This window comes from Streptomyces sp. NPDC030838 (assembly GCF_055572035.1).
In genome coordinates this window covers 367964-391127 of record NZ_JBVIED010000007.1, presented here as the reverse complement: position 1 = coordinate 391127, position 23164 = coordinate 367964, and the positions used below count along the sequence as shown (strand labels likewise).

At 69.9% G+C, this 23164-nt stretch carries 15 protein-coding genes and 1 pseudogene; 12 read left to right on the top strand and 4 right to left on the bottom strand.

The window, feature by feature from the left end:
* Positions 1-288, top strand: a pseudogene (locus ACZ42A_RS21170) (biotin synthase BioB); the annotation flags it as partial.
* Positions 289-295: 7 nt separating this feature from the next.
* Here the strand turns inward: ACZ42A_RS21170 and ACZ42A_RS21165 are convergent.
* Positions 296-4108, bottom strand: coding sequence for a GH92 family glycosyl hydrolase (locus ACZ42A_RS21165; RefSeq protein WP_468528771.1), 3813 nt, complete (start codon positions 4106-4108; stop codon positions 296-298).
* A gap of 367 nt (positions 4109-4475) precedes the next feature.
* Between ACZ42A_RS21165 and ngcE the strand changes: the two genes are divergently transcribed.
* From ngcE to ACZ42A_RS21115, 10 genes are all read left to right on the top strand, one after another.
* Positions 4476-5957: an N-acetylglucosamine/diacetylchitobiose ABC transporter substrate-binding protein gene (gene ngcE / locus ACZ42A_RS21160; RefSeq protein ID WP_468528770.1), complete on the top strand. Its 1482-nt coding sequence runs from the start codon at positions 4476-4478 to the stop codon at positions 5955-5957.
* A 134-nt stretch (positions 5958-6091) separates the two neighbouring features.
* On the top strand, positions 6092-7021 hold the full coding sequence (locus ACZ42A_RS21155) for a carbohydrate ABC transporter permease (protein ID WP_468528769.1): 930 nt from the start codon (positions 6092-6094) through the stop codon (positions 7019-7021).
* Between the two features lie 32 nt (positions 7022-7053).
* Positions 7054-7977, top strand: coding sequence for a carbohydrate ABC transporter permease (locus ACZ42A_RS21150; RefSeq protein WP_468528768.1), 924 nt, complete (start codon positions 7054-7056; stop codon positions 7975-7977).
* Between the two features lie 182 nt (positions 7978-8159).
* The gene (locus ACZ42A_RS21145) at positions 8160-9371 is read left to right on the top strand and encodes an ROK family transcriptional regulator (RefSeq protein ID WP_468528767.1); all 1212 of its coding nucleotides are present in this window, start codon (positions 8160-8162) and stop codon (positions 9369-9371) included.
* Positions 9372-9504: 133 nt separating this feature from the next.
* Positions 9505-10605, top strand: coding sequence for a sugar ABC transporter substrate-binding protein (locus ACZ42A_RS21140; protein ID WP_468528789.1), 1101 nt, complete (start codon positions 9505-9507; stop codon positions 10603-10605).
* A gap of 214 nt (positions 10606-10819) precedes the next feature.
* A complete protein-coding gene (locus ACZ42A_RS21135) occupies positions 10820-11611 on the top strand; it encodes an ATP-binding cassette domain-containing protein (RefSeq protein ID WP_468528766.1) in 792 nt (263 codons plus the stop codon).
* Positions 11608-12909 (top strand): sugar ABC transporter permease, encoded by a 1302-nt coding sequence (locus tag ACZ42A_RS21130; protein WP_468528765.1) that lies wholly within the window; start codon positions 11608-11610, stop codon positions 12907-12909. The genes ACZ42A_RS21135 and ACZ42A_RS21130 overlap by 4 nt, the downstream gene beginning before the upstream one ends.
* Positions 12910-13040: 131 nt before the next feature.
* Positions 13041-14963: a 1-deoxy-D-xylulose-5-phosphate synthase gene (gene dxs / locus ACZ42A_RS21125; protein WP_468528788.1), complete on the top strand. Its 1923-nt coding sequence runs from the start codon at positions 13041-13043 to the stop codon at positions 14961-14963.
* A 145-nt stretch (positions 14964-15108) separates the two neighbouring features.
* Complete coding sequence (locus tag ACZ42A_RS21120; RefSeq protein ID WP_468528764.1) at positions 15109-16632, top strand: amino acid permease; 1524 nt, start codon at positions 15109-15111, stop codon at positions 16630-16632.
* 98 nt (positions 16633-16730) lie between these two features.
* Complete coding sequence (locus tag ACZ42A_RS21115) at positions 16731-18173, top strand: glycosyltransferase family 39 protein (protein ID WP_468528763.1); 1443 nt, start codon at positions 16731-16733, stop codon at positions 18171-18173.
* Positions 18174-18185: 12 nt separating this feature from the next.
* Here the strand turns inward: ACZ42A_RS21115 and ACZ42A_RS21110 are convergent, their stop codons facing one another.
* A complete protein-coding gene (locus ACZ42A_RS21110; RefSeq protein WP_468528762.1) occupies positions 18186-18551 on the bottom strand; it encodes an NTP pyrophosphohydrolase in 366 nt (121 codons plus the stop codon).
* Between the two features lie 68 nt (positions 18552-18619).
* On the opposite strand from ACZ42A_RS21110, the gene ACZ42A_RS21105 reads away from it, so the two are divergent.
* A complete protein-coding gene (locus ACZ42A_RS21105) occupies positions 18620-19645 on the top strand; it encodes a DUF8189 domain-containing protein (protein ID WP_468528787.1) in 1026 nt (341 codons plus the stop codon).
* Between the two features lie 69 nt (positions 19646-19714).
* Here ACZ42A_RS21105 and ACZ42A_RS21100 read toward each other — a convergent pair whose 3' ends face one another.
* On the bottom strand, positions 19715-21844 hold the full coding sequence (locus ACZ42A_RS21100; protein WP_468528761.1) for a 3-hydroxyacyl-CoA dehydrogenase NAD-binding domain-containing protein: 2130 nt from the start codon (positions 21842-21844) through the stop codon (positions 19715-19717).
* On the bottom strand, positions 21841-23058 hold the full coding sequence (locus ACZ42A_RS21095; RefSeq protein ID WP_468528760.1) for a thiolase family protein: 1218 nt from the start codon (positions 23056-23058) through the stop codon (positions 21841-21843). The genes ACZ42A_RS21100 and ACZ42A_RS21095 overlap by 4 nt, the downstream gene beginning before the upstream one ends.
* Between the last annotated feature and the right edge of the window lie 106 nt (positions 23059-23164).

Sequence of the window (23164 nt, the reverse complement as noted above, 5' to 3'; positions counted from 1 at the left end):
GGCCGCGAGGTGCACCTGCGCTCCATGCAGCCGCTCGCCCTGCACCTGGCCAACTCGATCTTCCTCGGCGACTACCTCACCAGCGAGGGCCAGGCAGGCAAGGCCGATCTGGAGATGATCGCCGACGCCGGCTTCGAGGTCGAGGGCACCGGCGAGGTCACGCTGCCCGAACACCGGACGACGGCCGACGACGGCTCCCCGGCGGATCCGGCGGGCGGCGCACCCCGTACCGACCTGGTCGCGGTGCGCCGCCGGGGCGCGGGAACGAACCTCGCCCCCAACGCCTGATGAACCGTCAGGCGAGCAACTCCACCTCCGCCAGCGTCGGTTCACCGGCGAAGACCAGCCGGTAGTGCGCGTACGCGCCCGGCGAGGCCACCGAGAAGGCCCGGGTCTGGCGGTCCCAGCGGAAGGACTCGCCGGAGCGTTCGTCCAGGGTCCGCCAGGTGGTGCCGTCGGCCGAGCCCTGGAGGGTCCAGCCGGTGGGGGCCCTGGTGTGGTCCGCCGGGGAGGTCAGGGTGTACTGCACGGCCCTGGCCCGGCCGTCGACCGGCAGGTCCACCGTCGTCACGGCCGCCTCCGTCGCCGAGGTGTCGTCGAAGAGCGCACCCTCTCTCTTCAGGACGTCCGCGCGCGGAGCCGGCACCTCGTCGCCCCGGGTGATCGACACCGGCCCCGCGTGCTTGCCGGTGCCCCAGCTCGACGGCCTCGGGCCCATGTCGAACTCCAGGACGCCGCCCCCGGCGACGATCCGGTGGGGGAGCGACGTCGAGTGCCAGCGGTGGCCGTTGACCTTCACGCCCTGGACGTAGACGTTCCGCGCGCTGTTCTCCGGGGCCTTCACCACCAGGTCCTCGCCGTTCTCCAGATGGACCGTGGCCTTGGTGAACAGCGGTGAGCCGATGGCGTACTCGCCGCTGCCCATGACCAGCGGATAGAAGCCGAGGGCGGAGAAGAGATACCAGGCCGACTGCTCGCCGTTGTCCTCGTCGCCGTGGTAGCCCTGGCCGATCTCACTGCCGACGTACAGCCGCGACAGCACCTCGCGGACCTTCTCCTGCGCCTTCCAGGGCTGCCCCGCCGCGTCGTACATGTAGATCGCGTGGTGGGCCACCTGGTTGGAGTGGCCGTACATGCCCATCCGGACGTCCCGGGCCTCCGTCATCTCGTGGATGACCCCGCCGTACGAGCCCACGAACTCGGGCGACGCGGTCTCCGGCGTGGCGAAGTACTCGTCCAGCTTCTCGGCGAGGCCCTGTCTGCCGCCGTACAGGTTGGCCAGGCCCCGGCTGTCCTGCGGGGCGGTGAAGGCGTAGCCCCAGCCGTTGGTCTCGGTGTAGTCGTACCCCCACACCCGTGGGTCGTACTGCTCCGACGGCACCCGCCAGTCGCCCCGCGCGTCACGGCCCTGGAAGAAACCGGCCTTCGTGTCGAACAGGTTGACGTAGTCGCGGGTCCGGTCGAGGAAGTACTCCGACTCCTCCTTGTAGCGCCGCTCGCCCGTCTCGCGGTACAGCGCGCGGCCCATCCGCGCGATGCCGTAGTCGTTGAGGTAGCCCTCCAGTGCCCAGGACAGGCCCTCGTGGGTGTCGGTCGCGGTGTAGCCGAGGAAGGGCGAGGTGGCCATGCCCTTGCGGCCGACGCCGGAGGACGGCGGCACCACGGTCGCGTTCTTCAGGGCCGCCTCGTACGCCGCCTCCGCGTCGAAGTCCACGCCCTTGACGTACGCGTCCGCGAAGGCCACGTCCGAAGAGGTGCCGGTCATCAGGTCGGCGTAGCCGGGGGAGGACCAGCGGGAGGTCCAGCCGCCGTCCTTGAAGTGCTGCACGAACCCGTCGACCAGCTCGCCCGCCCGGGACGGGGTCAGCAGGGAGTACGCGGGCCAGGTCGTCCGGTAGGTGTCCCAGAAGCCGTTGTTGACGTACACCTTGCCCTCGACGATCTTCGCTCCGGTGTGCGTGGGGGTGTCCGGGCCCGGCATGGGGGAGAAGGGCGAGGCGTACTTGTACGTCGAACCGACCTTCTCATGGCCCGAATTGGGGTACAGGTACAGCCGGTAGAGGCTGGAGTACAGCGTGGTCAGCTGGTCCGGCGTCGCGCCCTCCACCTCCACCTTCCCGAGCAGCCGGTCCCACTGGCGCTGGGCGCGTGCCCTGACCTCCTCGAAGGACGTGCCGTCCGGGATCTCCTGGCGCAGGTTGTCCTTCGCCTGGTCGACGCTGATCAGGGAGGTGGCCAGGCGCAGGGTCACGGTGCGGTCGGCGCCCGCGTCGAAGCGCAGATAGCCCTTGACGCCGCTCGACGCGCTGTCCGTCACCGGCTTGTCGAAGACGCCGTGGACGAAGAGGCGGGTCGCGCCGGTCGACAGACCGGACTTCACGTCCGAGTAGCCGCTGACCGTGCCGGTGGCGGGGTCGAGGGTCAGGCCCGCCTGGTCGGTCACGTTGTCGAAGACCACGCTCGCGTCGTCGCCGGGATAGGTGAAGCGCAGCACCGCCGCGTGATCCGTCGGCGTCATCTCGGCCTTGAGCCCGTTCTCGAAGCGGACCCCGTAGTAGTGCGGCCGGGCCGTCTCGTTCTCGTGGCGGAAGGGCAGCGCGCGGGCGGAGCGGCCGGTGTCGGGGGTGCCCGCGGCCGCGGACGGCATCACCTGGAAGGTCTGCCGGTCGCCCATCCACGGGCTCGGCTCGTGACTGGCGCTGAACGCCTGGAGGGTGGGCAGGTTGTCCGCGTTGTTGGCCCGCGCGTAGTCGTACAGCCAGCTCAGCGACCCCGCGTTGGTGACCGGCGTCCAGAAGTTGAAGCCATGCGGCACGGCGGTCGCCGGGAACGTGTTGCCGCGCGAGAAGCCGCCGCTGGAGTGGGTGCCGCGCGTGGTCACCGCGTAGTCGGACAGGTGCGCCCGGCGCGGCTCCGGGGGTGCCACGTCCAGCGCCACGTCGTCCACCCACCCGCGGAACCGCGCCGGGCCCTTCGGCGCGTCGTACGCCACCAGGATCCGGTCGACGGTCTTCCCGGCCGCCACCGAGCCGATCCGCGCCACCACGTTGTTCCACTGGTTGACGTAGAGCACCTTGGCCGCGCCCTGGCCCTGCGGGGAGAGCCGGAAGCCGTGCTGGTCGGTGGCGCCCAGGTCGCTGAGGTAGGTGCCGTCCGTGAAGGCCAGGTCCACGGAGACGTGCGTGGCCGCGTAGTCGAGGTCGCCGTCGGCCATCGACGGGAAGACCCGGTAGGACAGCCGGGTGTCGCGGGTGACGGCCACGTCGACGTCGAAGACCCTGTTGTACGCGTACCCACGCCCGTCCGCGGTGTGCCGGCCGGCGTAGCGCAGGGCGCGTGTGCCGGTGAACCCGGCGCGCGCCTTCGCGGTGGGCGAGCCGCTGGGGCCGCGGTCGACCAGGGAGAGCATGTCCTCGGGGACCGGCCCGGCGTTGCCGCCGGTGGAGAACTGCACATCGGCGAGCTGGAGCAGACCGGCGCCGTGGTTCCTGGTGATGTCCAGCCGGAAGTGCCGGAACTCGGCGGGTTCGGCCAGGTCGTACGACTTCGTCTGGAAGCGTTCGGCGAAGGACTCGCCGGTGCGGGTGTCCAGGGTCTTCCAGTCCTTGCCGTCCGTGGAGCCCTGGAGGGTCCAGTCGGCCGGGTCGCGGGTGGCGAAGTCGTTGGCGGAGGTGAGCGCGTACGTCACCAGCTTGACCGGTTTGTCCAGGTCGAACTCGACCCAGCCGGTGGGCTCGAAGACCAGCCACTTGGTGCCCGGCTCCCCGTCGACGAGGTTCTCCTTCACCTCGCCGGCGCCGCTGTTCTCCCCGTTGGCCCGCACGTCGGTGACGTGCTCGGTGACGTTGCCCGGGATCCCGCTGCGGTAGCCGCCGTCGACGCCCGAGGTGCGCCGGGTGCCGTCCGGCGCGGTGTCGACGGTGTTCAGCCAGTCGGGTGCGGGGTCCCGCGCCTCGAAGGAGGAGGCGAACTCCCGGCCGGCGGCCTCGGGCGCGGCCGGCAGGGCGACCGCCGCGCCCGGCGAGCCGACGGTCAAAGCGACGGCGGCCGCCGCGACGACCGCCGTACTCCATCCGGGCCGACATCTGTGCCGATTTCTGTGTCGCATGGCTCAGCACCCTCCCTGCGCCGCCGGACAACGTTGTCAACTTCGAGGCGCAAGGATCAGTTGTGGCTCAAGTGGTCAAGGCTGTCAAGGGTGTTGGCTGCGCCATTCGAGCGCGGTCACCCGGGTTTTTGCGGCGGGCCGCCCGTCGGTGCCCCATATTTCCGCGAGGTCTCAACTCGGAAAAGACAAACGGCGAACCTTGCATTCGATCTTGCTCCGCTGGCGGGAAGTGGACTATACCTGTCGGCGATTCACACGAACCGCACATGCTTGTACGACTCCTTGTACGACCCTGCTTGACCCCACCGCGGTGCCGGGGAGGATCCGGTTCACCGCCTGAGTCCTGGAAGAAGGCGAGGACTTGAGCATGGGATCCACTTCCGCCGAGAGCGGCGCCGGGAACGGCGCAGAGAACACGGCCGCGCACCAGGGGGCCGACGGCGTCGGCCGGCGCGCCCTGATCAAGCGGTCCGCCGCGCTCGGGCTGGTCTCCGTACCCGCCATGGGCTTCCTGTCCGCCTGCGCCAGCGGCGGCGGTGGCGAGGAATCGAACGACGACACCCAGGGGGAGACCTCCAAGGACAACCCCTTCGGCGTGAAGAAGGGCAGCAAGCTCGACGTCGTCATCTTCAAGGGCGGCTACGGCGACGACTACGCCAAGGCCTGGGAGACCGCCTTCCAGAAGAAGTGGGGGGTGACCTCCACCCACACCGGCACCCAGGAGATCACCGGCAAGCTCCAGCCGCGCTTCAACGCCGGCAACCCGCCGGACATCGTGGACAACTCCGGCGCCCAGAAGATCAAGATCGACGTCCTGTACCGGAACGGCCAGCTCCTCGACCTCGCCGAGGTCCTGGACGCGCCCAGCGTGGACGACCCGTCGAAGAAGGTCCGCGACACCGTCATCCCCGGCACCCTCGACCCGGGCCTGCAGGAGGGCAAGGTCGTCGCCCTCAACTACATCTACACGGTGTGGGGGCTCTGGTACTCCGGCAAGCTGTTCAAGGACAAGGGCTGGGAGGAGCCCAAGACCTGGGACGACTTCCTCGCCATCTGCAAGGACGCCAAGTCCCAGGGCATCGGCGGCCTCGCCCACCAGGGCAAGTACCCGTACTACATCAACGTCGCCATCATGGACCTGATCGCCAAGAAGGGCGGCCTGGACGCCATGAAGGCGATCGACAACCTCGACCCCAAGGCGTTCGTCGGCTCCGACGCGGCGCAGGCGGCCGTCGAGGCGATCTACGAGGTCGTCGAGAAGGGCTATCTGATGCCCGGCACCAACGGCCTGACCCACACCGAGTCGCAGACCCGCTGGAACCAGTACAAGGCCGCCTTCATCACCTCCGGCTCCTGGCTGGAGAACGAGCAGCTGAAGCAGACCCCGGCGGACTTCGACATGAAGTTCCTGCCGATGCCGCTGCTCGACGGCAGCGTGATGCCGTTCGAGGCGATCCGGGCCGGCTCCGGCGAGCCCTTCATCATCCCGGCCAAGGCGAAGAACCTGCCGGCGGCCAAGGAGTTCATGCGGATGATGCTGTCGCGGGAGTGGTCGACGCTGTTCGCCAAGGAGGCGAACTCGCTGACCATCCTGAAGGACGGCGTGGACCCGAGTGTGCGGTTGCGACCGGGAACGCAGTCGACGGTCGAGGCGTCGAAGGCGGCCGGGGAGAACACGTTCCGGTATCTGTACACCGAGTGGTACAGCGAGATGGACACGGCGATCCAGAACGCGTCCAATGAGCTGATGGCTCGGCGGATTCAGCCCAAGGAGTGGTTGAAGCGGGCGCAAGCTGCTGTCGACAAGGCGGCGAAGGACCCGGCGTCCAAGAAGAACCGTCGCGAGTAGTTTTTCCGGGTGCGCCGTTGGGGTGCGGTGGTCTGCGGTCTGCCGGTCCGTTGTGGCTGGTCGCGCCCCGCGGCGGAGCCGCTAATAGACACAGTCCCGCGCCCCTTGGGTAGGGACAGCAGGGGCAGGTTTTTATGCGTAAGGGGCAGTATCGGTTCGTCGCGGGGTTTCTTCTCGTTCCTGTGGCGCTTTATCTGATCTTCGTCATCTGGCCGTACATCCAGACGTTCGGCTATTCGCTGACCGACTGGAAGGGCCAGTCACAGACCTTCAGCTTTGTCGGACTGGACAACTACAAGGCGTTGTTCCAGGACGACATCTTCATGGGGGCCATCTGGCACAACATCCTGTTCCTGGTGTTCATCCCGGTGATCACCATTCTGCTCGCGCTGTTCTTCGCCTTCATGCTGAACGCGGGCGGACGGAGCCGGGCCGGCGGGGTGTCCGGAGTCGCCGGGTCCCGGTTCTACAAGGTCGTCTACTTCTTCCCGCAGGTGCTGTCGCTGGCGATCCTCGCCGTGCTGTTCGGCGCGGTCTACCGCAGCGACAGCGGCGGCATGCTCAACGGCATCCTGGTCAAGCTCGGTCTGGTCGACGCCGGCCGGCCGGTGGAGTGGCTCAACGAACCGAACTTCGTGCTCTGGGCGCTGATCGTGGTCGTCGTCTGGCACGGCGTCGGCTTCTACCTGGTGCTGTTCTCCGCCGCCATGCAGTCCATCCCGAAGGACATCTACGAGGCCGCGCTCATCGACGGCGCCGGCCGCGCCCAGTCCTTCTTCCGCATCACCCTGCCGCTGCTGTGGGACTCCGTGCAGACGGCGTGGGTCTATCTCGGCATCGCGGCGATGGACATGTTCATCCTCGTCTCGACCATGACCTCGGGCGAGTTCGGCGGCGGCCCGGACCACCACAGCGAGGTCATGGCGACCGTGATGATGCGCAACTTCCTCTACTACGGCAAGAGCGGCTACGCCTGCGCCATGGGCGTGGTGATGCTGCTCCTCACCCTGATCCTGTCCGTGGTCATGCTGCGCGCCACCCGCCGCGACCGCGTCGAGTTCTGAGCGGGGAAGCGGGAGAGACGAGAGATACGACGATGAGCGCACCCCTGAAGGAAACCGCGCCGCCCCCGGCCGAGCGCACCGTGGACAAGGTCCCGCCGAGGGCCGGCGAGCGGCGCGGCGAGGGCGTCACCCTGAACGCCTTCTCGCACGGCTTCCTCGCCCTGTGGGCCCTGATGATCGTCCTGCCGCTGTTGTGGCTGGTGCTCAGCTCCTTCAAGACGGACGCCCAGATCGCCGGCTCGGCCTTCGGCTGGCCGGAGAACTGGAGCTTCGACGTCTTCAGCCGGGCCTGGGAGAAGGGCATCGGCGACTACTTCCTCAACACCGTCGTCGTGCTGGCCTTCTCGGTGCCGCTGACGATGCTGTTCGGCTCGATGGCCGCGTACGTGCTGGCCCGCTATCGGTTCTGGGGGAATCGCTTCCTCTACTACTTCTTCGTCGCGGGCGCGATGTTCCCGGTCTTCCTGGCCCTGGTCCCGCTGTTCTTCATGGTCAAACGGCTGGACATGCTCAACACCTATCAGGGCCTGATCCTGGTGTACGTCGCCTACTCCATGCCGTTCACCGTCTTCTTCATGCACGCCTTCTTCCGGACCCTGCCGACGGCGGTGTTCGAGGCGGCGATCCTGGACGGGGCCTCGCACACCCGGACCTTCTTCCAGGTGATGCTGCCGATGGCGAAGCCGGGCCTGATCAGCGTGGGCATCTTCAACACGCTCGGCCAGTGGAACCAGTTCATCCTGCCGACCGTGCTGATGCAGCCGCAGAGCGGTGACGACCCGGAGCGGTACGTCCTCACCCAGGGGCTGATCCAGCTCCAGCAGCAGCAGGGGTACGCCTCCGACCTTCCCGTGCTGTTCGCGGGCGTGACGATCGCGATGATCCCGATGCTGGTGGTCTATCTGTCCTTCCAGCGCCAGGTGCAGGCGGGTCTCACCTCGGCCACGCTGAAGTAGCGCTCCGCGCGCGACCGTGTGCGCACCGTTCCCGGCGGGGGAGCGGTGCGCACACGTGTGTGCATGCCCCCGGAAACTGTTCAACCTCTTGACGGGAGGTACCCCGGACGGCTCAGCTTAGAGTTCACTAGTTGGACATAGACGGGGCCTCATCGAAGCGGTCCCGCGCGCAGGAGGTCGTCGTGGAGACTCCGGGGTCGCAGTCGTCGCTGCACCGAGCCAACCTGGAGCGGGTCGTACGAGCCGTGCGGCTGGCGGGATCCCTCACCCAGGCGGAGATCGCGAGGACCACGGGCCTGTCCGCGGCGACCGTCTCGAACATCGTCCGGGAGCTGAAGGACGGCGGAACCGTCGAGGTCACGCCCACCTCGGCGGGCGGCCGGCGGGCGCGCAGCGTCAGTCTGAGCGGGGACGCCGGCATCGTGATCGGCGTCGATTTCGGACACACCCATCTGCGGGTCGCGGTCGGCAACCTGGCCCATCAGGTGCTGGCCGAGGAGTCCGAGCCGCTGGATGTGGACGCCTCCGCCGCGCAGGGCTTCGACCGGGCGGAAGAGCTGGTCAACCGGCTGATCGCGGCGACCGGCGTGGACCGCTCGAAGATCGCCGGGGTGGGTCTCGGCGTGCCCGGCCCGATCGACGTGGAGTCCGGCCAGCTCGGCTCGACCGCGATCCTGCCCGGCTGGACCGGTGCCAAGCCCGCCGAGGAGCTGCGCGGGCGGCTCGGGGTGCCCGTGTACGTGGACAACGACGCCAACCTGGGCGCCCTCGGCGAGCTGGTCTGGGGCAGCGGCAAGGGCGTGCGGGACCTGGCGTACATCAAGGTCTCCAGCGGTGTCGGCGCGGGCCTGGTGATCGACGGCAAGATCTACCGGGGGCCGGGCGGCACTGCAGGAGAAATCGGGCATATTACACTTGATGAATCCGGCCCCGTCTGCCGCTGCGGAAACCGGGGCTGCCTGGAGACCTTCACGGCCGCGCGCTATGTGCTGCCGCTGCTCCAGTCCAGCCACGGCACGGATCTGACCATGGAGGGTGTCGTCCGGCTGGCGCGGGACGGTGACCCGGGCTGCCGTCGGGTGATCGCCGACGTCGGCCGCCACATCGGCAGTGGAGTCGCCAACCTCTGCAATCTTCTGAACCCGAGCAGGGTGGTCCTGGGCGGTGATCTCGCCGAGGCCGGAGAGCTGGTGCTCGGGCCGATCAGGGAGTCCGTCGGCCGCTACGCCATTCCCAGCGCGGCGCGTCAACTCTCCGTTCTTCCCGGGGCACTTGGGGGCCGTGCGGAGGTGCTCGGAGCGCTCGCCCTCGCCCTGAGCGAGATGGGTGACTCGACCCTTTTGGATGGAAGCGTGTCCGGCTCCCTCCAGGCCGCCACCCCTGCCTTCACTTAGAGAACGGATGGCACCGTTGCCAACCCGTTAAGGATTTACTTCTTGACGTCGCACGTGTGGCCGAGTTGACTTCCAGCCACCTCGGCCGCAACGACGCGGCCTCGTCAGGGAGGTTTCTGAAGTGAACACGCGTATGCGTCGTGCCGCCGTAGCCATCGCCGCGGGTGCGATGGCCGTGTCTCTCGCCGCCTGCGGCAGCGCTGAGCAGGCCGGCGGCGACAAGGACTCCACCGGCTCGGCCCCCGCCAAGGGCGACGACATCAAGATCGGTCTGCTCCTGCCGGAGAACAAGACCGCGCGGTACGAGAAGTTCGACCGGCCCCTGATCGAGAAGAAGATCAAGGAGCTGACGGACAACAAGGCGACCGTCGAGTACAACAACGCCCGGCAGGACGCCAACCTCCAGGCCCAGCAGGTCGACACGATGATCACCAACAAGGTGGACGTGCTGATCCTGGACGCCGTGGACGCCAAGGCGATCAAGAACTCCGTCCAGAAGGCCGTGGACGCCGGCATCAAGGTCGTCGCCTACGACCGCCTCGCCGAGGGCCCGATCAGCGCCTACACGTCCTTCGACAACGTGGCGGTCGGCAAGACCCAGGGCGAGGCCCTGCTGGAGGCGCTGGGCGACAAGGCCGAGGACGGCCAGATCGTCATGATGAACGGCTCCGTCACCGACCCGAACGCCGCCCAGTTCAAGGAGGGCGCGCACTCCGTCCTCGACGGCAAGGTGAAGGTCGGCAAGGAGTACGACACCAAGGAGTGGTCGCCGGACAACGCCAACGCCAACATGGAGGCGGCGATCTCGGCGCTCGGCAAGAAGAACATCGTCGGTGTCTACTCCGCCAACGACGGCATGGCGGGCGGCATCATCACCGCCCTGAAGGCCGCCGGCCTCGACGTGCCGGTCACCGGCCAGGACGCCGAGCTGGCCGCCGTGCAGCGCATCGTCGCCGGTGAGCAGTTCATGAGCGTCTACAAGCCGTACGCGCCGGAGGCCGAGGCCGCCGCCGAGATGGCCGTCGCGCTGGCCAAGGGCGAGAGCCTGGACTCCATCGCCAAGGACAAGGTCTCCAGCGACAGCGCCAAGGACGTCCCGTCCGTCCTGGTCGACGTCACCTCGCTGACTCAGGAGAACATCAACGACACCGTCATCAAGGACGGCGTCTACACCGCCGACGAGATCTGCACGGCCAAGTACAAGAAGGCCTGCGACAAGCTCGGCATCGAGTAAACGGCCCAAGTCCCCGCACCGCGACGGGAGTCGGCGTCCGCCACTCCCGTACGGGACGGCCGCACTCCCTTCAGGCTCCACCGGCGCCCTCGCGCCTTATGACAGCCCCGCAAGCTCGCGCGGGGCGCCGGTCGGAACACCCGTCCGGGGCCGGGCCCCCGGATCACCCCCCAAACTTCTGCACAACCTCCCGCCGGGTCAGGCGGCGAAGGAGATGGTTCACGTGTCCGCTACGCCCGTGCTGGCGTTGCGCGGGGTCTCCAAGCGGTTCGGTGCCGTCCAGGCGCTCACCGACGTAGAGCTCGAGATCCACGCCGGTGAGGTGGTCGCCCTGGTCGGCGACAACGGCGCCGGAAAGTCCACGCTGGTCAAGACGATCGCCGGCGTGCACCCCATCGATGAGGGCGTCATCGAATGGGAAGGCAAGGCCGTAACGATCAACAAGCCGCACGACGCCCAGGCCCTGGGCATCGCGACGGTCTACCAGGACCTCGCGCTGTGCGACAACATCGACGTCGTCGGCAACCTCTTCCTCGGCCGTGAGCTGAGGAAGTGGGGCGTCCTCGACGAGGTCGAGATGGAGCGCCGCTCCCGCGAGCTGCTGAAGACCCTGTCGATCCGCATCCCCAGCGTGCGGATCCCGATCGCCTCGCTCTCCGGCGGTCAGCGCCAGACCGTGGCCATCGCCCGCTCGATGCTCGGCGAGCCCCAGCTGGTCATCCTCGACGAGCCCACCGCCGCCCTCGGCGTGGAGCAGACCGCCCAGGTGCTCGACCTGGTCGAGCGGCTGCGGGAGCGCGGCCACGCCGTCATCCTGATCAGCCACAACATGGCCGACGTCAAGGCCGTCGCCGACAAGGTGGCGGTGCTGCGCCTCGGCCGCAACAACGGCGTCTTCGAGGTCAAGTCGACCTCGCAGGAGGAGATCATCTCCGCCATCACCGGCGCCACCGACAACGCCGTGACCCGCCGTGCGGCGCGCACGACCGGGGAGGTTTCCAAGTGAGCACCGACAAGACCTCCGCCACGGCCGTCTCGAAGGAAGAGCACGTCGTGGAGAACCCCGAGGCGGCCGCCGCCGCGGTCACCGCGGTCGACCCCCGACTCCTCGTCCGCGAGGAGGGCCTGCTCGGCTACTGGACCGAGTTCAAGCGCAAGATGCGCGCCGGTGAGCTGGGCTCGATCCCGGTCATCCTCGGCCTGGTCATCATCTGCGTCGTCTTCCAGAGCCTGAACTCGGCGTTCCTGTCCGCGCAGAACATCAGCGACATCACCGTCACGATGGTCGGCACCGGCATGATCTCCGTCGGCATCGTCTTCGTGCTGCTGCTCGGCGAGATCGACCTGTCCGTCGGCTCGGTCAGCGGCGCGGCCAGCGCCATCGCGGCCGTCCTCGCGGTCAACCAGGGCTGGCCGGAGTGGATCGCGGTGCTGTTCGCGATCGCCGCGGGTGCCGCCATCGGCGCGGCGCACGGCTTCTTCTTCGCGGTGCTCGGCGCCCCCGCCTTCGCGGTCACACTGGCCGGTCTGCTCTTCTGGCTGGGCTTCATGCTCCAGACGCTGGGCGAGAACGGCACGATCAACCTCGACAGCGACGGCTTCATCGGCCAGCTGACCACGTACTTCTTCACGGACATCGCCGCCGCGTACGGCCTGGCGGCCGTGGTGACCGCGGTCTTCTTCATCACCTCGTTCCTGGGCAACCGGCGGCGCGAGGCCGCGGGCATCCCGTCCCGGCCGCTGAACGAGACGATCCTGCGCACCGCGCTGCTCGCGGTGATCTCCTTCGCCGCGGCGTTCATGTACAACCAGTACAAGGGCCTGCCGCTGGCCACGGTGATCTTCCTCGTGTTCCTGGTCGCCACGGACTTCGTGCTGCGGCGCACCAGCTACGGCCGCAAGGTCTTCGCGCTCGGCGGCAGCGTCGAGGCCTCCCGGCGCGCCGGTATCAACGTCACCGCGATGCGGATCTCGGTCTTCGCGATCTCCGGCGGCTTCGCGGCGATGGGCGGTCTCTTCCTGGCCTCCAAGATCGCCTCGGCGAACCAGAGCGCCGGTACCGGTGACCTGCTGATGAACGCGATCGCCGCGGCCGTGATCGGCGGTACCTCGCTCTTCGGCGGCCGGGGCCGCACCTGGAACGCCCTGCTCGGTGTCCTGGTGATCGTGTCCATCCAGTACGGCCTCCAGCTGGAGTCCATCGCCGAGCCGGTGAAGTACATGATCACCGCGGGTGTGCTGTTGACCACGGTGGTCATCGACTCGATCACCCGCCGCACCCAGAAGACGGCCGGTCGCGCGTAGGGCGATGCCGTCACCCCGTTGAACCTGTGCCCGGCGCCAATGGCGGTGCCGGGCACAGCCATGTCGGGCGGAACATTAGACTCGACAAGCCCGGCAACAGCTCGAAACAGCTCTACTGCAAGGAGGCACGGGTGCCGCTGCTGACCCGCATCAGGGGACCGCGCGATCTGGACCGGCTCAGCCTGGAGGAGCTGGACCAGCTGGCAGAGGAGATCCGGACCTTCCTCGTCGACGCGGTCTCCAAGACCGGCGGCCACCTCGGCCCGAACCTCGGCGTGGTGGAGCTCACCATCGCCCTGCACCGGGTCTTCGACTCCCCCAAGGACAAGGTGCTGTGGGACACCGGCCACCAGTCCTATGTGCACAAGCTGCTCACCGGCCGGCAGGACTTCTCCCGGCTGAAGATGAAGGGCGGCCTGTCCGGCTACCCCTCGCAGGCCGAGTCCGAGCACGACATCATCGAGAACTCCCACGCGTCGACGGTCCTGGGCTGGGCCGACGGCCTCGCCAAGGCCAACCAGCTGCTCGAACGCGACAGCCACGTCGTCGCCGTCATCGGTGACGGCGCGCTGACCGGCGGTATGGCCTGGGAGGCGCTGAACAACATCGCCGAGGCCAAGGACCGCCCGCTCGTCATCGTCGTCAACGACAACGAGCGCTCCTACGCCCCGACCATCGGCGGCCTCGCCAACCACCTCGCCACGCTCCGCACCACCGACGGCTATGAGCGCTTCCTGGCCCGCACCAAGGAGATCCTCGACCGCACCCCGGTCGTCGGCAAGCCGCTCTACGAGACCCTGCACGGCGCCAAGAAGGGCCTGAAGGACTTCATCGCACCGCAGGGCATGTTCGAGGACCTGGGCCTGAAGTACGTCGGCCCGATCGACGGCCACGACATCGAGGCCCTGGAGTCCGCGCTGGCCCGCGCCAAGCGCTTCGGCGGGCCGGTCATCGTGCACTGCCTCACCGAGAAGGGCCGCGGCTACCAGCCCGCCCTCCAGGACGAGGCGGACCGCTTCCACGCCGTCGGCAAGATCCACCCCGACACGGGCCTGCCCATCGCCTCCTCCGGCGCCGACTGGACCGGTGTCTTCGCCGACGAGATGGTCAGGCTCGGCGAGGAGCGCGAGGACATCGTCGCCATCACCGCCGCGATGCTCCAGCCGGTCGGCCTGGACAAGTTCGCCAAGCGCTTCCCGGAGCGGGTCTACGACGTCGGCATCGCCGAGCAGCACGGCGCCGTGTCCGCGGCGGGCCTGGCGACGGGCGGCCTGCACCCCGTCTTCGCCGTCTACGCCACCTTCCTCAACCGCGCCTTCGACCAGGTGCTCATGGACGTGGCCCTGCACAAGTGCGGGGTGACGTTCGTGCTGGACCGGGCCGGCATCACCGGCACCGACGGCGCCTCCCACAACGGCATGTGGGACATGTCGATCCTCCAGGTCGTGCCGGGGCTGCGGCTGGCCGCCCCGCGTGACGCCGAGCAGGTCCGCGCCCAGCTGCGCGAGGCCGTCGAGGTGACGGACGCGCCGACCGTGGTCCGCTTCTCCAAGGGCGCCGTCGGCCCCGCCGTACCGGCCGTCGGGCGCGTGGGCGGCATGGACGTGCTGCGCGAGCCCGGCACCGACCGCCCGGACGTGCTGCTGGTCTCCGTGGGCGCGCTCGCGCCGATGTGCCTGGAGATCGCCGTCCTGCTCGACCAGCAGGGCATCTCCACCACCGTCGTCGACCCGCGCTGGGTCAAGCCGGTGGACGAGGCCCTGGCCCCGCTCGCCGAGCGGCACCGGGTGGTCGTCACCGTCGAGGACAACTCCCGCGTCGGCGGAGTCGGCTCCGCGATCGCGCAGGCCCTGCGGGACGCGGGCGTCGACGTCCCGCTGCGCGACTTCGGCATCCCGCCGCGCTTCCTCGACCACGCCTCGCGCGCCGAGGTGATGGCGGAGATCGGCCTGACCGCCCCGGACATCGCCCGCCAGGTCACCGGGCTCGTCTCCAAGCTCGACGGCCGGTACGACCGCGCCACCGCCGACGAGATCGAGGCCGCCCGGGACTGACACCCCCGTACCGCCAGATGGGCCGGTTTCACCACTGTCAAGAGTGGTGAAACCGGCCCATTCGCGTGAAACCGCCCGCGTCGGGGCATACGCACTACGCCCCCTCTCGATCATGTCGAGGACGACAAGCGTGGGAGGTACGCCCGTGAGCAGCACCCTCTTCCGGACGAAGAAGGTCGAACAGTCCATCCTCGATACCGAGGAGCCGGAGCACGCCCTCAAGAAATCCCTCTCGGCCGTGGACCTGACGGTCTTCGGCGTCGGTGTCATCATCGGCACCGGCATCTTCGTGCTGACCGGCTCGGTCGCCAGGAACAACGCCGGCCCCGCGGTGGCCCTGGCGTTCGTCGCGGCCGGTGTCGCCTGCGCACTCGCCGCGCTCTGCTACGCCGAGTTCGCCTCCACCGTCCCGGTCGCCGGGTCCGCGTACACGTTCTCGTACGCCTCTCTCGGCGAACTGCCCGCCTGGATCATCGGCTGGGACCTGGTCCTGGAGTTCGCGCTCGGCACGGCGGTGGTGGCCGTCGGCTGGTCGGGCTACATCCAGTCGCTGATGGACAACGCGGGTTGGCACATGCCCGCGGCGCTCGGCAGCCGCGAGGGGGCCGAGGGCTTCGGGTTCGACATCCTCGCCGCGGTGCTGGTGCTGCTGCTGACCGCGATCCTGGTGGTCGGTGTGAAGCTGTCCGCGCGGGTCACCTCGGTCGTCGTCGCCATCAAGGTGACCGTCGTCCTCGTCGTGATCATCGCGGGCGCCTTCTTCATCAACGGCGACAATTACGACCCGTTCATCCCCGAGGCGCGGCCCGTGGAGGCCGGTCAGAGTCTCGATGCCCCGCTGATCCAGCTGATGTTCGGCTGGGCGCCCTCCAACTTCGGTGTGATGGGCATCTTCACCGCCGCCTCCGTCGTCTTCTTCGCCTTCATCGGCTTCGACGTGGTGGCCACCGCCGCCGAGGAGACCCGCAACCCGCAGCGCGACATGCCGCGCGGCATCCTCGGCTCCCTCTTCATCTGCACCGCGCTGTACGTGGCCGTGTCGATCGTCGTCACCGGTATGCAGCACTACAGCGAACTGTCCGTGGACGCCCCGCTCGCCGACGCCTTCAAGGCCACCGGGCACCCCTGGTACGCGGGCTTCATCAGCTTCGGCGCTGCCGTCGGCCTGACCACGGTCTGCATGATCCTGCTGCTCGGCCAGACCCGCGTGTTCTTCGCGATGAGCCGTGACGGACTGCTGCCCCGGTTCTTCTCCCGCGTCCACCCCAAGTTCAAGACCCCGCACCGGCCGACCATCCTGCTCGGTGTGGTCATCGCGATCCTGGCCGGCTTCACCCCGCTGACCGAACTCGCCGCGCTGGTGAACATCGGCACCCTGTTCGCCTTCGTCGTCGTGGCGATCGGCGTGATCATCCTCCGCCGCACCCGGCCCGACCTGCACCGCGCCTTCCGCACCCCGTGGGTGCCGGTCATCCCGATCCTGTCCGTGGCCGCCTCGCTGTGGCTGATGCTGAACCTGCCCGCCGAGACCTGGGTGCGGTTCGCCATCTGGATGGCGGCCGGCTTCTTCGTGTACTTCCTCTACGGCCGCTCGCACAGCCGTCTCGGCCGGCACCAGGAGACCACCGTCGCAGACGTCATCGAGGGCCACCCCCACGAGGAGCCGTAGCCGGGACACCACCTACGGCGGGTCACCGACCCACCCGCACATCCGGCCCCGTATGTCCTGCTTCGGCGGGAAGTACGGGGCCGGATAGCGTACGGCGCATGCGCGCCGAGCACCCCGCCCCGACACATACCGTCACCGGACCGCGCGCGGGCCACGGCTACTGGCGACGGCTGCTGCCGGCGCTGGCCGTGCTCGCCTGCCTCACCCGCGTCCCGTCCTTCGCCCGGCCGTTGTGGAACCCCGACGAGGGCTATCTCGCCGTCCAGGCGCGGATACTGGCGCACGGCGGACAGCTGTACGAGACGGTCGTGGACCGCAAGCCGCCGCTGGTGCCCTGGCTCTACGAGGCGGCCTTCGCACTGGCCGGCTCGGGCTCGCTCACCTCCGTCCGGGTGCTCGCGATCCTCGCCCAGCTGCTCACCGCCGCCCTGCTGGCCTCCCTGGCCCGCCGCCGCTGGGGCGACCGCGCGGGCCGCACCGCCGGGGTGCTCTATCTGCTGGTCTCCGTCGGGCTCAACCCGGAGGACGCGCAGGCCGCCGGGTTCGAGGTGTTCATACTGCCGGGCACCGCCGCCGCGATGTGGTGCGCCGACCGGCGCCGCTGGGGAGCGGCGGGCGTGGCCGTCGCCTGCGCCTTCCTCGCCAAGCAGACCGGCGGGGCGGTGCTGCTGCCGGTGGCCTGGCTGTGCGTCACCTCCGGTGCCGCCCGCTCGGGGCTGCCGCGCCTCGCGGCCGGGGCGGCCCTGCCGGTGCTCACGGCGGCCCTGCTCACCGATCCGGCCGGTTTCCTGTTCTGGACGGTCACCGGATCCACGGCGTACGCCACCTTCACCGGCTCGGAGCTGCACGCCGTCACCCGGGGGCTGGGCAACGCCGCGATCCTGGCGGCGGCCTGCGCGGGCCTGCTCGCCCCCGTCGTACGGGCGCCGCGCACCGGGCCCGTCGACCTGTGGCTGTGGCTGGCCGCGTCGGCGGGCGCGGTGCTGGCCGGCTTCCACTTCTTCGGCCACTACTACCTGCAACTCCTGCCCCCGCTGGCCCTGTTGGCGACGGCGGCACTGCGAGCGGCGCCCCCCGAGCGCGTGCGGAGAGCGGTGCTCACCTCGGCCTGCGCCTGCGCCGTCTTCCTCGCCTGGGGCCTGACCGCCCCGCGCCCCGAACTCGCCCACGCCCAGCGCCTCGCCGAGGCCACCGCCCGCCGCACCGCCCCCGCCGAGCCCGTCCTGATCTGGGGCATGCACCCGGAGACGTACTGGCTCGCCGGGCGCACCCCCGCCAGCCGCTACCTCACCGCCGGGCTGCTCACCAACTACAGCGGCGGCCGCGACGGTTCCGGGGTCGGCGAGCGGTACGCCGTCGCCGGCACCTGGCCGCTCTTCCGCCGGGAACTGAGCACCCGCCCCCCGGCCCTGATCGTCGACGACTCCCGCGGCAAGCCCTACGCCCCCGAGCACCTGCCGACCCTGCACCGGCTGCTGGCGTCCCGCTACGAGGTGGTGGACAAGGTGGACGGGGCGGTGCTGTGGGCGCGGATCCGCTGAGCCCGCCGTCCCCTAACGGCGTACCGTACGCGGCCCCGTGACCTCCGCCCCCAGATCGGTGACCCGGCGGCGCAGTTCGCGGTCGGCCGTGACCACCAGGCAGGGCCGCTCACCGGCCGCGGCGACCAGTTCCACCATGCGGTCGTCCCCGCTGCCGGGCGCCGCGTCGACCCGGACCCCGGGCACCGAGTCCACGCCACGCGCCGCGCCCTCGACCACCAGCACGATCTCGGTGGGTCCCGCATGCCCCGGCAGCCCGTCCGCCGCCAGCCGGTCCCGCAGCCGCTCCGCCGCCCCGCGCCGGTCCCGCCACCAGCCGTCGGGCACCGACCCGACCACGTTCGCGGCGTCGACGATGACCAGGAGCGGGGTACTCATGCCCCCAGGGTCCCACGGGGCCGCCCGGCGGACGGCTCCCGGCGCCCGATTAGAGTGGGGTCGTGTCCATGGTCCGTACAGTGAACGGCGACTGGCTGGTACGAGGCCGCGACGGCCGGCTCGCCGTCTACACCACCCGCGACGAGGCCGTGTGGTGCCGGGCGGAGCGCCACCCGGGCGGCTCCTGGCTGCCGTGGCGCGCGGTGGGCGGCGACCAGCGCCTGCACTCCGTCCTCGCCGTCGGCCAGGGCGCCGACGGCTATGCCCACCTGGTCTCCTGGCGGCCCACCACCGGCGACGAGTCGGGCCTGGTGCACTCCACCCACTTCCGCGCGCACCTCGCCGCCCTCGACTGGATCCCGATCGGCCACCCCAACAAGAAGGGCGCGCGCACCGGCCGGCCCGCCGTGGCCGTCGACGCCGAGGGACGGGCGTACGTCTTCGTCGGCAACCGCGGCAAGGGCGTGCACACCGTCAACCAGAAGGAGCGCGGCGGCTGGAACGCCTGGCACGACCTGAAGGGCTCCAAGGTGCACGAGGAACTCGTCGCCGTCACCGCGGAGTCGGGCCGCGTCGAGCTGTACGGCACCAGCCCGGCCGGCGTCCTGCGGTGGCTCCAGGAGGAGCCCGGGGGGCGCCCGGTGATGGCCGATCCGCTCCCGGCGCGGGTCGAACCGGGCACGCTGGCCGCCCTGCCCACGTCCAAGGAGCACACGACGCTGTTCTTCGCGGACCCCGAGGGCATGCTCCACGCCTGGCGCCCGGGCACCGACCCCGTGCCGCTGCTCGCCGCCGCGGGCCCCGGCCCGCTGTCCGTGCTCCGCTGTGTCCTGGAGGGCCACGACTGCACCCTGCTGGCCCAGCGCTCGGCCTCCGGCCGGGTCGCCTTCGCCGCCTACCCGACCGAGCAGGAGTCGGCGGGCCTGTGGTGGACGGAGTCCGGCCCGCAACTCCCCGCGGGCACGAGCGTCTCGCTCGCGGAGGACGCCGAGGGCCGGGTGGTGGCCGCGACGGTGACTCCCGACGGAGACCTGCGCATCGCCCGTCAGAAGGACGAGCCGGGGCTGGCGTTGGCGGCCTGGCGGAGCGTCTGACGGCTCGTACGACGAAGGGCCCCGCACACCGGGCGGTGTGCGGGGCCCCTGGCTCTCGCCGTGAAGGGGTTACGCCGGGACGCTCGCCACGCCCTGCGGCAGGAACCGCTTGCCGTTCACCCGCTCGGAGACGCCCTCGCGGTCCAGGTACGGCGTGATGCCGCCCAGGTGGAAGGGCCAGCCGGCGCCGGTGATCAGGCACAGGTCGATGTCCTGGGCCTCGGCGACGACGCCCTCGTCGAGCATGAGCCCGATCTCCTGGGCGACGGCGTCCAGGACGCGCGCCCGCACCTGCTCCTCGGTGAGAACGGTGTCGCCCTGCTTCAGCAGCGCGGCGACCTCCGGGTCCAGCTCCGGCTTGCCGCTGTCGTAGACGTAGAAGCCGCGCTTGCCCGCCTCGACGACCGCCTTCAGGTTCGGGGAGACCTTGAAGCGGTCCGGGAACGCCTTGTTGAGCGTCTCGGAGACGTGCAGGCCGATGGCCGGGCCGACCAGCTCCAGGAGGACCAGCGGGGACATCGGGAGGCCCAGGGGCTCGACCGCCTTCTCGGCGACCTCGACCGGGGTGCCCTCGTCGATGACGTTCTGGATCTCGCCCATGAAGCGGGTCAGGATGCGGTTCACGACGAACGCCGGGGCGTCCTTGGTGAGGACCGCGGTCTTCTTCAGCTTCTTGGCGACGGCGAAGGCCGTGGCCAGCGACGCGTCGTCCGTCTTCTCGCCGCGGACGATCTCCAGCAGCGGCAGGACCGCGACCGGGTTGAAGAAGTGGAAGCCGACGACCCGCTCGGGGTGCCGCAGCTTCGACGCCATCTCCGACACGGAGAGGGAGGAGGTGTTCGTCGCGAGGATCGCGTGCGCCGGGGCGACCGCCTCGACCTCCGCGAACACCTGCTGCTTGACGCCCATCTCCTCGAACACGGCCTCGATGATGAAGTCCGCGTCCGCGAAGCCCTCGGCCTTGTCCAGGACACCGGTCACCAGCGCCTTGAGGCGGTTGGCCTTGTCCTGGTTGATCCGGCCCTTGCCGAGCAGCTTGTCGATCTCGGCGTGGACGTAGCCCACACCCTTGTCGACGCGCTCCTGGTCGATGTCCGTGAGGACGACCGGGACCTCCAGGCGGCGCAGGAAGAGCAGGGCGAGCTGCGAGGCCATCAGGCCCGCGCCCACGACGCCCACCTTCGTCACCGGACGGGCGAGGTTCTTGTCCGGGGCGCCCGCGGGGCGCTTGCCGCGCTTCTGCACCAGGTTGAACGCGTAGATGCCGGCGCGCAGTTCGCCACCCATGATCAGGTCGGCGAGCGCCTTGTCCTCGGCGTCGTAGCCCTGCTGGAGGTCGCCGTTCTTGGCGGCGGCGATGATGTCCAGGGCGCGGTAGGCGGCCGGGGCCGCGCCGTGCACCTTGCCGTCGGCGATGAAGCGGCCCTTGGCGACGGCCTGGTCCCAGGCCTCGCCGCGGTCGATCACCGGGCGCTCGACCTCGATGTCGCCCTTGAGGACCTGCGCGGTCCACAACAGCGACTGCTCCAGGAAGTCGGCGCCCTCGAAGAGCGCGTCCGCGATGCCCAGCTCGAAGACCTGCCGGCCCTTGAGCTGCTTGTTCTGGTTGAGGCTGTTCTCGATGATCACCGAGACGGCCTTGTCGGCGCCGATCAGGTTCGGCAGCAGCGTGCAGCCGCCCCAGCCGGGGACCAGGCCGAGGAAGACCTCGGGCAGGGAGAACGCCGGGACGGCCTTGGAGACGGTCCGGTAGGTGCAGTGCAGGCCGACCTCGACGCCGCCGCCCATCGCGGCGCCGTTGTAGTAGGCGAACGTCGGCACGGCGAGGCCGGACAGGCGCTTGAAGACGTCGTGGCCGCCCTTGCCGATGGCGTAGGCGTGGTCCCACTCCTTCAGCAGCTCGACGCCCTTGAGGTCGGCGCCGACGGCGAAGATGAACGGCTTGCCGGTGATGCCGACGCCGACGATGTCGCCGTCCGCCGCCTCCTTCTCGACCTGGTCGATGGCGGTGTTGAGGTTCGCCAGCGACTGGGGGCCGAAGGTGGTCGGCTTGGTGTGGTCGTGCCCGTTGTCGAGGGTGATCAGGGCGAACCGGCCCGCCCCGAACGGAAGGTCGAAGTGGCGCACGTGCGCCTGCGTGACGACCTCGTCCGGGAACAGCTCGGCCGCACCCTTCAGCAGCTCAGCGGTGGTGCTCACTTGTCCCCCTCGAAGTGCGGGTTCTCCCAGATGACCGTCGCGCCCATGCCGAAGCCGACGCACATGGTGGTCAGGCCGTAGCGGACGTGCGGCTGTTCCTCGAACTGGCGGGCCAGCTGCGTCATCAGGCGGACGCCGGAGGAGGCCAGCGGGTGGCCGAAGGCGATGGCGCCGCCGTACTGGTTGACGCGCTCGTCGTCGTCGGCGATGCCGTAGTGGTCCAGGAAGGCCAGGACCTGGACGGCGAAGGCCTCGTTGATCTCGAACAGGCCGATGTCGGAGACGGACAGGCCCGCCTGGGCGAGCGCCTTCTCCGTGGCCGGGATCGGGCCGTAGCCCATGACCTCCGGCTCGACGCCCGCGAAGGCGTACGACACGAGGCGCATCTTCACCGGCAGGTTGTTCTCGCGGGCGAAGTCCTCGGACGCGATGAGGGAGGCGGTGGCACCGTCGTTCAGACCGGCCGCGTTACCGGCGGTGACCCGGCCGTGCACGCGGAACGGCGTCTTCAGGCCGGAGAGGTTCTCCAGGGTGGTGCCCGGGCGCATCGGCTCGTCGGCGGTGACCAGGCCCCAGCCGGTCTCGCCGCCCTCCGGGTTGGTGCGGCGCACCGAGATCGGCACCAGGTCGGCCTGGATCTTGCCGTTGGCGTACGCCTTGGCGGCCTTCTCCTGAGAGCGCACGGCGTACTCGTCGGCGCGCAGCTTGGTGATCTGCGGGTAGCGGTCGTGCAGGTTCTCGGCGGTCATGCCCATGAACAGGGCGGACTCGTCGACCAGCTTCTCGCTCACGAACCGCGGGTTCGGGTCCACGCCCTCGCCCATCGGGTGGCGGCCCATGTGCTCGACACCGCCCGCGATGGCGATGTCGTACGCGCCGAAGGCGACGGAGCCGGCCACCGTGGTGACGGCGGTCAGGGCGCCCGCGCACATGCGGTCGATGGAGTAGCCCGGGACGGACTGCGGCAGGCCCGCGAGGATGCCGGCCGTGCGGCCGATGGTCAGGCCCTGGTCGCCGATCTGCGTGGTCGCGGCGATGGCGACCTCGTCGATCTTCTTCGGGTCCAGGCCGGGGTTGCGGCGCAGCAGCTCCCGGATCGCCTTCACGACAAGGTCGTCGGCGCGGGTCTCGTGGTAGATGCCCTTCGGGCCCGCCTTGCCGAACGGGGTGCGGACGCCGTCGACGAAGACGACGTCCCTGACGGTACGAGGCACGATGGCTCTCCTCCAGGGTGTGCGGGGTGGCACTGCTGCGGCACGCATGCACTGAGCGCGCGCTCAGCCCCATGCTACTTATGAGTAACGTAGCTGCCCAGTCCTG

Excerpts from the sequence above, each read along its gene's own strand:
- ACZ42A_RS21135 (WP_468528766.1), top strand. The coding sequence starts at position 10,820 with ATGGTTCACGTGTCCGCTACGCCCGTGCTGGCGTTGCGCGGGGTCTCC.
- ACZ42A_RS21105 (WP_468528787.1), top strand. The coding sequence starts at position 18,620 with ATGGTCCGTACAGTGAACGGCGACTGGCTGGTACGAGGCCGCGACGGC.
- ngcE (WP_468528770.1), top strand. The coding sequence starts at position 4,476 with ATGGGATCCACTTCCGCCGAGAGCGGCGCCGGGAACGGCGCAGAGAAC.
- ACZ42A_RS21115 (WP_468528763.1), top strand. The coding sequence starts at position 16,731 with ATGCGCGCCGAGCACCCCGCCCCGACACATACCGTCACCGGACCGCGC.
- ACZ42A_RS21110 (WP_468528762.1), bottom strand. The coding sequence starts at position 18,551 with ATGAGTACCCCGCTCCTGGTCATCGTCGACGCCGCGAACGTGGTCGGG.
- ACZ42A_RS21140 (WP_468528789.1), top strand. The coding sequence starts at position 9,505 with ATGCGTCGTGCCGCCGTAGCCATCGCCGCGGGTGCGATGGCCGTGTCT.
- ACZ42A_RS21155 (WP_468528769.1), top strand. The coding sequence starts at position 6,092 with ATGCGTAAGGGGCAGTATCGGTTCGTCGCGGGGTTTCTTCTCGTTCCT.
- ACZ42A_RS21165 (WP_468528771.1), bottom strand. The coding sequence starts at position 4,108 with ATGCGACACAGAAATCGGCACAGATGTCGGCCCGGATGGAGTACGGCG.
- ACZ42A_RS21150 (WP_468528768.1), top strand. The coding sequence starts at position 7,054 with ATGAGCGCACCCCTGAAGGAAACCGCGCCGCCCCCGGCCGAGCGCACC.